General features: G+C 56.0%; 10 protein-coding genes. 2 read left to right on the forward strand and 8 right to left on the reverse strand.

The window, feature by feature from the left end; genetic code table 11:
• Nucleotides 1–3 precede the first annotated feature (3 nt).
• The 8 genes from AB1S50_RS08905 to AB1S50_RS08940 all read right to left on the reverse strand — a co-directional run bounded on the left by AB1S50_RS08905 (nt 4) and on the right by AB1S50_RS08940 (nt 11,289).
• Nucleotides 4–3,213: a tetratricopeptide repeat protein gene (locus AB1S50_RS08905; RefSeq protein ID WP_367150245.1), complete on the reverse strand. Its 3,210-nt coding sequence runs from the start codon at nt 3,211–3,213 to the stop codon at nt 4–6.
• Entirely contained in the window at nt 3,210–5,222 is a 2,013-nt protein-coding gene (locus AB1S50_RS08910; protein WP_367150246.1) for a tetratricopeptide repeat protein, read from the reverse strand. The genes AB1S50_RS08905 and AB1S50_RS08910 overlap by 4 nt, the downstream gene beginning before the upstream one ends.
• Nucleotides 5,223–5,224: 2 nt before the next feature.
• On the reverse strand, nt 5,225–5,734 hold the full coding sequence (locus tag AB1S50_RS08915) for a hypothetical protein (RefSeq protein ID WP_367150247.1): 510 nt from the start codon (nt 5,732–5,734) through the stop codon (nt 5,225–5,227).
• 294 nt (nt 5,735–6,028) lie between these two features.
• Entirely contained in the window at nt 6,029–7,723 is a 1,695-nt protein-coding gene (locus tag AB1S50_RS08920) for a BCCT family transporter (protein ID WP_367150248.1), read from the reverse strand.
• A gap of 1,004 nt (nt 7,724–8,727) precedes the next feature.
• Nucleotides 8,728–9,189, reverse strand: a complete 462-nt coding sequence (locus AB1S50_RS08925; RefSeq protein ID WP_367150249.1) for a methyltransferase family protein — start codon at nt 9,187–9,189, stop codon at nt 8,728–8,730.
• Nucleotides 9,190–9,531: 342 nt separating this feature from the next.
• Nucleotides 9,532–9,963 (reverse strand): GFA family protein, encoded by a 432-nt coding sequence (locus AB1S50_RS08930; protein WP_367150250.1) that lies wholly within the window; start codon nt 9,961–9,963, stop codon nt 9,532–9,534.
• Between the two features lie 329 nt (nt 9,964–10,292).
• Nucleotides 10,293–10,691, reverse strand: coding sequence for a hypothetical protein (locus AB1S50_RS08935; protein ID WP_367150251.1), 399 nt, complete (start codon nt 10,689–10,691; stop codon nt 10,293–10,295).
• Nucleotides 10,666–11,289: a Panacea domain-containing protein gene (locus AB1S50_RS08940; RefSeq protein WP_367150252.1), complete on the reverse strand. Its 624-nt coding sequence runs from the start codon at nt 11,287–11,289 to the stop codon at nt 10,666–10,668. Before AB1S50_RS08940 ends, AB1S50_RS08935 begins: the two co-directional genes overlap by 26 nt.
• Nucleotides 11,290–12,205: 916 nt before the next feature.
• Between AB1S50_RS08940 and AB1S50_RS08945 the strand changes: the two genes are divergently transcribed.
• Nucleotides 12,206–12,970: a hypothetical protein gene (locus AB1S50_RS08945; RefSeq protein ID WP_367150253.1), complete on the forward strand. Its 765-nt coding sequence runs from the start codon at nt 12,206–12,208 to the stop codon at nt 12,968–12,970.
• A gap of 2 nt (nt 12,971–12,972) precedes the next feature.
• Nucleotides 12,973–14,313, forward strand: coding sequence for a hypothetical protein (locus AB1S50_RS08950; protein WP_367150255.1), 1,341 nt, complete (start codon nt 12,973–12,975; stop codon nt 14,311–14,313).
• Nucleotides 14,314–14,331: the final 18 nt, after the last annotated feature.

Raw genomic sequence — 14,331 nt, forward strand, 5'->3', positions numbered from 1 at the left:
CCATCACCCCTGCGGCTCCGCACCGGTCCGGGAGAGGTCCGCGCTCACCTCGTCCGCGGCGGGCGCTGCACTCAGGGCCGGAGTGGTCTCCTGCGGCTGCTCCTGTGTCACCGGCCCGGGCACCAGGGTCTGCATATAGTCTCCCACCTGTTCCAGTCGCGCGTAGCGGGCCGGCACCAACGCCGCCAGCTCGGCGATACTCTTTTCGATCCAGTCGTTATAGATACCGAAACCCAGCAGCTGGACGTTTTTCTCGTGCACGGAAATGGCTCTTTCCTCAAACGGATAAATCTGTTCCTCCAGTGCCAGCTCGTACTCCTCCAGCTCCAGCGGGCTGAGGTTGCCGGGCCGTTCGGAGTCCTTCAGGGCCAGGCTGAAATGCAGGTAAATCTCGCCCAGGTAATAGGTTGCGGCCGCGGTCACGTCGGCCACCTGGTAGTCGATCAGGGCTGAGAAAGCGCCGACCGCCGCCTTCATACGGGTGCGCTTGAGATTCAGGTTCTGCTCGATGGGGTTCACCAGCCGAATCCCGGTGAACGCCTCGAAGCTGGGTTCCGCCAACACCAAAGCCCCGTGACCGGCGAGATAGCGGGTGCGGTCGGTGCGCTGATCGCCAGCCTCCAGTTCCTCGGCGACCATGGACCTCAGCTCAGCCAGATAGGCGTTGGTATTGCCTCTGCTCTGGTGCAGGTCGGCAATTTTCTGTCGCGCTTCCAGTGCCGGCTCCAACGGACTGGGAAACAACTGGACATAGCGCTGCCAAACGGCCATTGCCCTGTCATCGCTGTCGGCCGCCAGGTAGAGGTCCGCCGCCTGGGTCAGGGCTTCGCGGCGCACCGCTTCGTCCCCGGACTCGCGCTCGATGCGCTCGAACTCCGCCGCCGCCAGCAGCAGTTCGCCGGCCTCCTGGTAAACCACCGCCAGCTTCTTGGTTACCTCTTTGATCAGCTCGTGGTCGGGGAAATTTTGCCGAAACGCCCGCAACACCCCCGCCGCCTGCTGCCAGTCCTGCACCGCAATCAGCGCGGCCGCCGCATCGTATTCCGCCGTCGCCAAAATGGATGCCCCCGGCGCAGCACCGCGGATGCGCAGGAAGTGCTGCGCTGCCGCCGCATAGTCCTCCTGCCCGCGGGCGCGGTCGCCCTGCTGGTAAATAGAAGCGGCCAGGTTGTCGATCAGACCGGCCCGGTCCTCTGCATCGACACCGGCCATAGCGATAGCCTCACCATAGGCCGCCTCTGCATCGGCGAAGGCCCCGGTTTCAAACGAAGCGTGGGCCACCGTAATCCAGGCGGAACGGCGAATGCTGCTGTCGGCCGCGGGAAATCGCTCCAGCAGCAGCCGGCCGTTGGCAATGGCGGGGGTAAAATCCTTTAGCCCGTAGAGGTCCTCGACCGCGCCGAGGAGCACCTGCGGCGCCTTTTCGTGTTGCGGGAATCTATCCGCAAAAGCCAGCGACGAACGGATGATCTCGCGGCTGAAAGGTTCCCGCGTGGCCGCCGGGGCATCCTTCAGGGCGACATCCATGTGCTGGCGATAGGCGTAGACCGCGGCGTAGCCCGCCTCGCTGGAGTCCTTGTGGGCGGGATAGTCATAGGCGGTGCGCTCATACTCCTGCGCGGCCTGGTGAAAGTCCCCGTTTTCCAGCATCAGACCCGCGAGCTGATAGTTCATGTCCGCGGCGCGGGGCTTGTCGCCGAAGGAGGCGAGATAAGCGCGGTACCAGTGAATGGCCTCGCGGTAGTGCTCGCCTTTTTTGTCTTTCAGGCGCTTGTTCTGATACGCAGCGTGGTAGTGGCCGGCGAGGTCGATCAGGTTGCTCTGCAAGAATTCAACCACCGGACCGTACTCGCCAATATCGAACACCTCCCAGTAGGGCGCCTGCAGCGCATAGGTTGTGGCGAACTCCTTCTTGGCGTCCAGCACCAGTTTCGGGAAGCCGCCCTGCTGGTAGATCTCGATGATGCGGATGGAAAAATCCGGCGCGACTCTGTGCAGCGGGTTGCGCTGCACAAAGGTGTCATAGGCTTTCGCCGCATCCTGGTAGCGCCGCTTGTCCAGATAGTATTCGCCCAGGTGGCTGTACACATAGGATTCGTATTTGCGCTCCCCCCTGCGGGAAAAGTAATCGACTACGGATTCCGCGCCGCCCAGGTAGGAAAAGCTCAGGCTTATAACACGGAATGTGTCCTCGACATGCTTGCGTTCCACTTCATTGGTCTGCTGTTCCAGGTCGTACCCCTGCGCCAACTTGTAGTCCAGCATGGTGACATAATCGTCCAGCGCCATCTCGTACATATCCTGCTTGAACAGCGCCCAGCCGCGCTTGTACAGCGCCAGCTCATAGAAACTGGAGACAACCCCCATCCCCACCACGCGGCCGTAAGCCTCCTCCGCGTCCAGGTATTTCTTGCGGGTAAAATAGTATTCACCGAGGCGAAACCAGGCTTCATCGAGATGCCGCGAATCCGGGTATTGCGCCACCAGCTGGCGCAACACTGTCACCGCCTCCTCTATCTGCCCACTCTCCTCGTAGGTTCGCGAGAGTTGGTAGATCACCTGGTCATTGCGGTCGTACAGGGGGTATTTGGCCAGCAGATCGCGGTACAGCGCTATGGCATCGCGGGTGTTCGCCGCCAGCAGCGCATCCGTATCGGCCCCGGGCACCTGCAGTGGTGCAGCGTCCGTTGCCACCTCGATACCAGCTGAGACGCGGGCCTCGAATTCACTGTCCGATTCGCCACCGGTATTTACCGGCGGCGCAACAGGGGTGTCGCCGGCGCTCGCAACCACCACCGGGGCACCGGCCCGCTTTGGCGCCTCCAGCGGGATGCCCGCAGGACTGGCAGGCTGCGCCGCGTCGATGGATACCACTTCACCCGATGTACCGGTCGCGCCCGCCGCCGCATCTATGTCACTCTCCTCCGCCCTGTGGGCCTGTTTGATTTTCAGGTCGGCGATACGGCGCATCGCCTCGGGCGTCAGACCGGATTCCGGGGTTTCCTGCAGGTAGCGCTGGTAGCTGGCCAGGGCCTTTTCAAGACTGCCATCGATATACTCTTCCTTGATTTCAATATCGACGCTGTGCAGACTGCCGATAGTACCGCTGTCGCTGGTGGCACAACCGCCCAGCAACACCGCTGCCGAGACCATTGCCAGCGCGCGGTAATTACCCAGTGCGTCGCCCAGTATTTTTTTCCTGCAGGCTCTCATTCCTCGTTCTCCCCGCCTGCCTGCGGCGGCGTCAATTCCGGCGGTGTATCGCCGGGCAGAGGCTCACCATCCTCTTTCCGGTGCTGCTCTATCTTGCGCTGATCCGCGTTGCGCTCCTGCAGTTCGTTGGCACGGTCGTAACTGTCTGCCAGCGCAAAACGCGCTTTGATCTGGTAGCTCTCCAACTGGCTGCGGCACCGCTCCAGCTCGCGGATAGCCAGCGTTTCCAGCATATTGCCCTGCCGCGCCATCAACAGCTCCAGCCGCTCCTGCGCTCGCTGCAGGCGCCCCCGCAACCCGGTGATGCTTCCGTCGTAACCCACATAACTGTGGGTGGCCGCCTGGCGGCTGCGCACGAATGACCGATACACCGTTTGCAATTTGGCGATCTCTGTATTCAGTTCCTGCAAGTGCCTGTAGGCCTGGGTGAGACGCGCGTCGTACTCAGTGGCCAGGCGCCACTGCAATAGCCCCTCGAGGCGGGCCAGGCGCGCCCCGATCCCAGCCCCGTAGCCGGCCGGGTTGCGCTCAATGACCCGGCGCAGGCGCTGCAACTCCAGCCTCGCTTCCTGTTCCCCCGTATTGGCGAGGAATTCCGGCCGGCGGGTGACAAGCATCTGCTCGATCCGCGCGGCAAACTTGTCCCGTTGCTCGGTGCGCAGCTTGATACGCGCGTCCAACTGGCGAAACTGCCCATCGAGCTGCGGTAACAGCGGTTCATAGTAGGCGCGGCGCAGGGCAATGAGGTTGACGTAGGCATCGAGACTGTTGAGCCAGTCCTGATTGCGTTCGAACAAATCGTTGAGGTCGCGGTAGTTGTGCAGGAATTCCTGGTAATCATTGGACGCCATCAGGTCCAGGAGATAATGGGTCTCGGGGGCACCGGGAATATCCCGCAGTGCCACCACCCAGTTCTGTACCTGGGCGGCCTCTTTGCGGCGCAGCGCTTGCAAAAATTTTCCCTGGCGGATGCTGTTGATGGAAGCGGTCAGGATATCCACCTCACCGCCAAAGGCATCCAGCGCGCGGCCGTAGTTAATGGCCGCAGTACTGTGCACATCCAGTTTGCCGTAGGCAAAGGGCACGGCGAGCATGGCTTCCTGCACCGATTCGTCGGTGCCTTTGCGACCCTGCAGGATTTTCCAGGGTACCAGCGCCCGGTCGTAGCGTTCAGAGCGGGCCTCCACCCAGCCGGCGCCGAGCAGGGCCCGGTTGGAAAAGGGGCCCTTGAGATTTACCCGGTCAAAATAGGGCCGCGCCAGCGCCAGCTCACCGGTCTCCATCAGGTATGAGCCGAGCAGGAGATTGGTCTTGTCGTACAGGGCCTGCTGCACCGGGTCGTCACTGCGCCGCCGGCCCAGCGCCGTCAGCTCGACCACACCCCGCTGGGGCTGGTCCGATTTCAGCAGCGCAATGCCCAGATTGAACTCGACGAAGCCATCCAGGGAAGCCTCCCCCTTCAGGTCCTGCAGCAGTGTGATCGCCTCCTCAAAACGCCCCAGTTCCATATACACCCGCGCGCGCAAAAACTGCTCATCCGCGCGCACCCGCTCGGGCACCCGACCCTCGATCAATTCCAGGGCATGCAGGGCATTGAGCGGCTGCTGCTTGTGGTAGTGTATCTTTGCCAGCCGGTAGGCGGCCTCGTTGCGCACCGGTTGCGGCACATTGCCCTTCAGCACCGCCTGCACGGCGCGCCCCGCCTCCCGGTGCATACGGTAGGAAAGCTCGAAATCACCGACGGAAAATGCCGCTTGGCTGAAGTGGGCGGTGAAAGGGTCCAGCTCCGGCTCATCCAGAGACAGATACTGGTTGAGTTCGGTATCTAGTTCTGCGATCGCGTCGAAGTAGTTTTCCTGATAGGCCTCGAACATGGCCTCGCCAAAAAACAGATCCCTCAACTGATCCTCAGTATCAACGGCAGCCACCGCGGTGGGTGCGGCCAGCGTTGCGGCGGCGATCAGGGGCGCGAGTGCGCCTGCCAGAAGGGAGACCGGGCGGGAAGACATGCTTACCAGTCCTTGAAGTCGATCTTGGACTCGGTACCAGCGATCTTGATCTCCACGAACTTGGGCCCCACCTCCTTGTGGACGGCATAGCTCGCCGTAGCCCGGTAGTCCCTGCCGGACCCGGACCTGCCGATATAGCTCACTTCCAGTGGGTGATTGCCGGCCTGGACATTGGCGGTGTAAATGCGCTGCACACCTCCCTTGTGCAAAGCCTCAATCTCCCGGAAAGTGTAGAGGTGGTGCGCAACCACCTCACCGTTCAACTTGACTTCCACCGACTCCAGGTCGAACCCGTCGGGCCCCTCCAGAGAGACGAAGAATGAAGCCTGGGTGCTGGAGGGAAAGAGCAGCTTCTCCTCCAGGCGGCTCAACTCGGAAGTCAGGTCGATCACATCCTTTTTCACATCCTGAATCTGTTCGTCCAGGCCGCGAATGTCGTTGCGATCGATATCCTGTGCCAAACCGACCGTTGCCAGCAGCGCAAATACTGTTAACTGTAGAATTCTGCACATGTGATCTACCCCTGACCCCACCTCTAACAAACAGACGCCGCCCGATTGACACCACCTACCGCAAGCGCGGCAATGGCTCCAGTGAGCGGGTTCTGAACAGGCGGAATTGTATACAGTAAGCCAGTTGTTAAATGTGCGTCAGGTCAAATCTAGGACATCGCAGGGATGTGGACTTGACTTAGGCCTTCCCCAACGGAAAGGTCCACAAGCGCTGCGTATCGCCGAAGCTCGGGAATTAGGGGGACTACAGGGTACCATCGGCACCCAGCCCCATTGAACAGGAATTGACTTGGGTTAAAGGCGGGAGGGGTGGCTGCCGGGATCACCCTCTATATGGGGCTTGTCATCATGTGATACACCATGCCCGGACGGGCCGGGTATTTCCCAGTCCCCCTCTTTGCTCCAGGGATCGTCCTCGGGGAAATCCTCTATGTAGATTTCCTTCTCCTCGTAATCCGGCTGGTAGCGCACATCGTAGTTTCCGGCCTTGACAATCGATACACACAGCAGGAGTGCCACCACAAGCAGGGGAACACCACCTATGACACTGGCGGTCTGCAGCGTCTCCAGACCGCCGAGGAACATCAGGGTAATCGGCATCACAGACAGGGCAAACGCCCAAAATACCCGATTCCAGCGCGCAGGTTCCTCATCCACCTCCTTTTGCACCACGGCGGCGAGAATGTAGGAGATGGAGTCAAAGGTCGTCGCAGTAAAGATCAGCGCGAGCACGGTGTAAACCAGAATAACCAGCCTGCTGAGGGGAAGCGTCTGCAGTATTGCGAATATGGTCGCTGTGGCCCCCTGCTCATTGAGCATCCGCACCACATCCAATTCGCCGGAAAACTGCAGGTAGACACCGTAATTTCCGAGAACCATAAAAAACAGAAAACAGCCCAGAGTCCCAAAAAATATAGACCCTACGACCATGGCCCTGATTGTTCGGCCACGGGATATCCGCGCGATAAACAGGCCGACACTGGGTGCGAAAACCAACCACCAGGCCCAGTAAAAAATGGTCCAGTCCTGCGGAAAATGCGTATCCGGGAACTGTTCGAATTGAGAGAAGGGCTCGGTCCAGGACGCCATGTGGAAAATGTTGTCCAATACTCTGCCGAGGGCATCCAGGCCGGTATTCAGCATGAAGAGTGTGGGCCCCACGGTGAATACAAAAACAAGCAGCACGACCGAAAGCCACATATTGATGTTGGACAATGCGCGAATGCCATTTTTTAAGCCCACAAAGGCGCTGTAGCCAAAAATAAGGGTACAGATCATCAGTACCAGGATTCGCGTACCCAGGTCATTGGGCACGCCCAGCAGCTCGTGAGCCCCCTCGGTAATCAGGGGCGCGGCGATACCCAGAGTAGTGGCGCCCCCTCCCAGCATACCGAAAACGAAGAGTACGTCGATCAGCTTGCCTATGCCGCCCTTGGCCCGTTCCTCGCCCAGAACCGGCATCAGCGCCTCACTGATCTTGAGGACACTGTGGTTTCTCACATAGTAAAAATAGGCTATGGGCAGGGCTGGTATCAGGTAAATGGACCAGGCCAGCGGGCCCCAGTGAAATATTCCGTAGGCCACCGCCCAGCGCACCGCATCAGGTGTACCGCCCTCCACCTGAAACGGCGGGGTCTGATAATAATAGATCCACTCTACCATTGACCAATAGAGGATCGATGCCCCGATTCCGGAACAGAACAACATCGAGGCCCAGGAAAGGGTCGAGAACTCCGGATCCTCCTCCGGCGTTCCCAACTTTATCTGGCCAATATCGCTAAATATGATATAGATCATAAACAATATTGCCCCGACACCCAGCAGCAGATAAAAAACCCCGAGTTTATCAGTGACGAAATTCTTCGCGGCGGTGACCTGTTGCGCCCCCGCTTCAGGAAACAAAATCAAAGGTACAGTGACCAGCAGCAATAGTGCCAATGAACCAAAAAAAGTGGGCTTGTCGATAATTTTTGCGAAATTTTTCGTCAATGTACCTCTCCAAAGCGGATTACAAAGTTCTGCATACTTCACCCTGTCCATCAGGGTGAGGGAACCGGGCAGAGCGCGGATAACCCCGAAAATTGGTCAATCTGTCACCGGCACCCCCTTTCGCCTAGCTTCGTGTCCACCCAGCCCCGGGTGGCAGTTATTGATGCCGGGGACAATTCACTAGGGGCGTGAGAATGGCCTCCAAAGGTGATCCTGTCCAGCCCCGGGGCATGGTCCGCTCCCAATCAACCACCCAACTACTATAGAACAAGCCATATTCAGCTCTGACCGAAACCCCGCCCCTGAATCCCGTTATCGCTGCTGTATTGGCCGCTTGCGTCCATGGCAACACGCCTGCCAGGATCCCAAACACCCGCTAAAAAGCGCATATAGCGGCTAATAGGCCCCAAGATCCTGGGCTGGCATCGACGCATTTTTCATCACCATAGGGCTGCCGCCCCTGACGCATCCAGGTGATACTCTGTCAATGAAGTCCCGGACCCACAGATTGTGGAATTGGGATATGGAGATATAAAGGCAAGGGGGCAGCGCACTGCCGGTAAGTGCCGGCAGGAAATAACTGGTGACAACAGGAGCTTTCTGCCTTCTCAGTCGCCAATACCAATTTAAAGTAGTGTACTGAATGATGTACTAGTCCAGCGAATCCATTCAGCACATGGATAAAAATAAGCAGCCAAGAGGAAAGATCTCACACATCCAGAGGCAGGCCCTGCCCGGGCCCCTATTTAAACCTTTGTGCGAACGAGTTCAAACAACATAGAGTACGAGGCATTGCGCCATTTTGGGTTGTTCACCCATTGCATAGCAGGCTGTTGAAATTCTAAGAATTTCAACAGCCTGCTACCGGAATATGGATGTTTCGGCAAAATCGGCGACGCCTAAGTCGTTGATTTTGAGGGAAAAAGTGAAAATCACATTTTTCGCTTTTCGTGTTTTGAAAAAGGCAGGATGCCTTTTTCAACAACCTGATAGAGGCGCCGGGATCAAATCCACCTCCGCACTTTTCTCTGGTACCTTATAAATTCCTCACCAAAAATAGACGCCAACGCCCTCTCTTCAGGCTTTATTTGAAAGGAATTCATATAGGCAATAAAAACTGGAAGCAGAAACATGGCAAATACGCTTTGCAAAAATACCGAAAATCCCAACAGAAACAGCATAAAACCAAGATACATCGGATTTCTGCTGTACCGGTAAATACCCGTTTGCACCAGACTTGAAGAGGAACCTGGATTTATTGGATTGACAGTGGTATCTGCCCGCCTAAAACTGACAACGCCAAGTATAACTATTAATACAGATATGGCACTAAGCAATCCGAAGACGATATTTTCAAGATACAGATTCAAGTCAACCCTTGGCAATACCAGAGAAACTATCCACATAAATATCGAAAATAAAAAAACCAACAAGACCGGCGGAATTTTTAACTCAAGCCATTTCATATTAATATTCCAACTGCTAACTCAGCAATCCAATAGACTATCCCTCGCGATTGGATTGCCGCCCTTAAAAACCTGCGCAATTTGGCGAAATGGCTTGCGCCGACCGCTACCCGGCGAGGGCCCATCCTTGTACTGCACTAATCCGGCGGCCTATTTAGCTGTCGGGTTAAAAATCTGTCAAATCCACAGCTCAAAGCGGCGCCCTTAAAACCTACAAAGGCATGACTTCACGCCTGGCTTGTTCTAAATACAACACTCTCCATTGATGTAATTGCGGACAAAGAGCCTGCAAATATACTGGGCCTATCCTGCCTAAGGGTCATCGGTGATAATTTAGTCCGATTATAGATTTGTTTTCCTCACCCGATCCTCACTCCCCGGCCAGGATTCATACTGCGGCAATCCATCACATATTTCATACCAGGATGCTTTTGAGGCGGTAAAGATATTCGCCTCCGGTTTTGACTCCACGCCTTCCAGAGGGCCCAGTGCAACACCTACCACATCGGGCTTATTTTCATAGGTACTATGCAATGATGACCCACAGACTTTACAGAAAAACTTTGTCACATTATCCGACGACTTAAATGTACTTAGCAACTCCTTCCCAGATACTAATTTAAATTGGGAAACGTCTATTGAAGCTCGGGACCGAAATGGAGCCCCATGCCAGCGCCGGCACTTGGAGCAGTGGCAGTTGAATACTGCACCTAATTTACCGGATATCTCATACTTCACAGCCTCACACAGGCATTTTCCTTGCATTCTCTTCATTATTTCTCCTCAAAATCAAAACACTCAACAACTGCCAAGCAGATCTAAGAGAAACACCTCTTCTACTCCACGTCATGTAACTGTAGCATGTAGTGGTTATCTCGGAGATCAGGCTTAAAATCCTTGACAATTATAGTTTATTGGACCGCGAGCATCTGATGCACTAGCAAGAAATATGTACGAACCCATTTCGGAAAAAAGCTCAATTGGTTGCAGATTACCCCTACATCCTATCAAAGCTGGTGTATCGACCTTATGACCGTAAAACGGTGTAAAAACTGTGCTTTAGTATGAGGTGAGCAACCGACTTCATTGGCCTGTCAAGAAACTTAGCTGCTCCCGCGCGCCCTCGCTTTCCATATAAGGTGTTGTACCGCTATAGTGGCGCAGGCCCCGCTAGTAATCTTGCCAATATCCTTGATCAGGGCAATCACCTTGTCAGGATTATCCAGCAGATAAATTCCGTAGTTGAGCAGTAAAAATGATACGAATGAGGTTGCCAATACAATTAGCAGGATTGCTGTGTATCCCAACATCCAATAAATATGACGTTTCACATTGACTAGGGTTTTTGACAAACCATAGTCGTCCTCTTCCCGTAATCGATTTAAATCTGTGATATCTTTCTGGCTGGGTGGAAATCGTTCCCTGACTGCTTCAGATGCCTGTTCTGCTCCTTTATTTCTCAGGTCATCTACTAATTCATGCTGCTGGTCTAGCTCCTGCACTGTTATCTTCCTTGACAATGACGTCTTGTATAAATTTTTTATAATGTTCTTTAATCAAATTATCAGGAATTTTTTCGTATTTACTGTTTGGTTTGTAGGTAACCGCCCAGGGGGTTTCCGGCTGGTGTGTCATATCTACCAGATCGAAGGCCGAATACTGCCTATATACCTCCCAAACATAATTTAAAATAAACAGCAGGTCCTCGTCATCGTCAGGGATACTTGGAGTGAGCATTTTAGATGCCAGAGAGCCATCTTCCATCTCCATCAGCTCAAACTCAACCGCCCTATGAGTTATTGGGCGCGGGCCATACCCTTTGAATTCATGGTAAAGAGACGCTACCACAGGGCCAAACTTCCAGGCTTCAAGCCCTTCACCATCCAAAATATCCCGCCCCAAAGCCGCCAGCGCCCAACCATAGGCTATCGCCACCAGCTTCATCAGCTTCAGCATGGTAAGCGATTCGCCTGCGGTTTTGGCTCTGTCCAGGAAAAAGTTTGCGATATGTGCGGAACAAATGGGAATTGACATTTCGCTCGTCAGATAGTGCCCTCTCTCTTCATGAGAGCGGCTCTCATTCGCGGCGTGGTTTCCCATGCTTTACACCTCAATCGGTAGCCTATTAGCCTGTCAGGACATCCGGATTCTAATGCAATCGCGCCAGCAACGCTGGTCATTTTTCATCCGGAAGCTTGACTATCAGACAACTTATGTTGATTTGTGCGCCTTTTTCTCGACTTCGCTCTACCAATCGATAGCCAATACCCAGGGGACTGCCTATTGAGGCGGCTACCAGAGTAAATACCGGTGCCCTACCCCAGATGGGCTTTGTCCAAATCCAGACTAGCTAGGACACCCGCCTGTTTTATGAGGATGTAGCTATAGGGAAATGTGTCACTCCCAGCGACTGTTCAAACACAAAAGTTGATGGGCTTCTGGGGCACCGCCGAAGAAATATTGTGGTCCCACTGCTTATCTCATCAGAGACTTCAGGATAGAGCCTGGTCAACGCAGCTTCAGGTCACCTTTGCCCGCGCGATCTAAAGTGAAATCGTTTCATTGCCCGCCACCCTAAAAGAGAGGGTTAGCGAAGGTGCCTTCGTCAACTTTTCCTTTCTTAAGACGCAAACGAAGTCCGCTTCGCACCAACAATCTACCAGTAGTCTGAATTATTGCAAAGGGAACTCTATAACTCGCCTTGTCAATGGGATAGAAGGATGTTCCGCCACAAGACACAGTCTGACTCAAGCCCTTGAAAATGTGGCAATTCTGCAAAATTACAGGGGCGACATATCAATAGAAAGCCTATTCATTTTTTGGATTGTCCTGTTGACAACCGAATTAACGGAAGTTGGCCCGCGACTTGCAAATCTCTACCCGGTAGCACGCTGAGACAGCCCTACTTGGCTTTTCTCAACCCGGGTATGCGGCGCATGTCCGCAATCCTTCACAACAGGCCAGGCACGGCTCTTGCTAGGGCCCACCCCAACTAAAACTGAATGAGGAAGGGAATATGAACCACGATATTGACCGCACCTTGGATGAATTAGAGATGGAGGGAGAATTGGAGACGCGTTTCTCCGCCAGTGCCGAGGATGATGAGGCCGAATGGGGCGCCGAAGAAATGGAAGCCCTCGAGCTGGAGGGCGAAGAAGAATACGAGTTCGAACAGGACTTGGATGAACACCCCGAATCTGTGGCATCCCCCTTGAGTGGAGAAGAGGAGATGGAATTTGCCATGGAATTGCTGGAAGTAGGCGACGACGAGGAACTGGAACAATTTTTGGGCCGTCTATTTAAACGAGCAGCGCGCGGTGTTCGCAAAGTGGCAAGGCGAGGCAGAAAATTCTTGCGTAGCCGGGCCGGACGTCGGCTGAAGAGGATTGCCAGGGGCGTGGCACAGCGGGGGCTGCGGTGGGCCGGCCGCGCGGCGGGCAGCTATTTTGGAGGACCGGCGGGCGGTGCCATTGGTGGAGGCGTTGCAGACCGTATCGGTCGCTCCCTCGGCCTGGAACTTGAGGGGTTGAGCCCCGAGGACCAGGAGCTTGAAGTTGCACGCCAAGTTGTACGTTTTACGGCAGGAGCCGCCAATGCCGCAGTCGAGGACACTGAGCGCGGTATACCTTCGGCCAGGGCGCTTCGGCGCGGTGTAGTGATGGCAGCGCGTCGTCACGCGCCAGGCCTGCTGCGGGATCACCGCCCGTCTCGCGCACAAGCGGCGGGGGCGAGTGGTCGTTGGGTGCGCCGGGGCAGCCAGGTTATTCTGAGCGGCGTTTAAGCATGGCAAACCTCAAGTGGTCCTCACCCTTTTTGGCACGTGAGGCTCGGGCGCTGCTGGCGCGATTGGAACAACTTGGCCCCTTTTCGCTCCGTGTGCCGGCGGTGCCCGCTGCAAGTATTTCTCCAGCAGCCATTAGAGCAATAGAGGCACACCTTGCGCAGGAGCGATGCGCATTACAGCGTGACATTCAAGGCTTTTTAACCTGGTGTGAGGGCGTGCCGGGGCACCAGGCTTCGCCTGCGGAGCAACAGCGGCGGTTCGCCCTGCTCAAATTGCGCTTCAATGCCGAACTGGATTCGCTGGATATCTTTGCCGATGTGCTCAATCAGCGCAGCGAACATGGAACCGGCTTGTGGCTGGGAGGGCTGGATGCGGTAGCTGCGGATGGCCTGAGCGGTCTTAGCCGGATCGCAACAATCCCGCCTATTGTTACCTACCTCGACCGTGGCCACGGCGCTGCGATTCGCCGTGCGCGCACGCGCCTGCCGGGGCGTGGCAGGAATCCCGTAGCGGTGATCCGGGTACCCAGAGAACGCATGGTGGGTAGCGGTATCGGCTCCTCTCTACTGCACGAAGTGGGGCACCAGGCAGCAGCCCTGCTCGACCTGGTGGCCAGTTTGCGCAGCCTTATCCAGCAGCGTACGGACCGGGCAAGAGGGGACCGACCGGCCTGGGAACTCTGGGGGCGCTGGATTTCGGAGATAGTAGCGGACCTCTGGGCACTCGGCACTTTGGGTATTTCCGCCACCAATGGCCTGATCGGTGTCGTTAGTTTACCCAAACCTTTTGTGTTCAGAATGCGACTCGACGACCCGCATCCCTTTCCATGGCTCAGAGTGATTCTGAGTTGCGAGATGGGACGTCAGATATTTCAGGATCCACAGTGGACCCACCTGGAACGCCTGTGGGTAGAGTTTTATCCACCCACTTCTCAGAGTCCAGCCCGCCGCCAGTTACTTCGCCTGATGCTGGACACTTTGTCCGAGTTCGTCAGTTTGTTGTTGGAACATCGCTCGGCCAGATTGCACTGGCGTTCACTGAGAGAAGTGCTGCCGGTATCAGCGCGCTCGCCTGCGCGATTGCGCCGGCTGTTTGCTTCGTGGGCCGGAGATACCGCCAAACTGCGCAGTGTTGCTCCAACCGTCGCGATGGCGGCCATCGGCCAGGCCGCAGCGGATAACCGGCTGTCACCTGCTGCGGAAAGCAGCCTGTTAACGGCTTTACTTCGCCACTGGGCGTTAAATCGCACCCTGACACATCCGGCTGGCACCACAATTTGCGACTGCCAAGCCTCCCCTCGGATTACTCGTCACGCGCTTAGCGCACCCGACAACTACTGATGATCACGGGAGAACAGT

It is taken from the genome of Microbulbifer discodermiae (assembly GCF_040742695.1).
In the GTDB taxonomy this organism is placed as follows: Bacteria; Pseudomonadota; Gammaproteobacteria; order Pseudomonadales; family Cellvibrionaceae; genus Microbulbifer.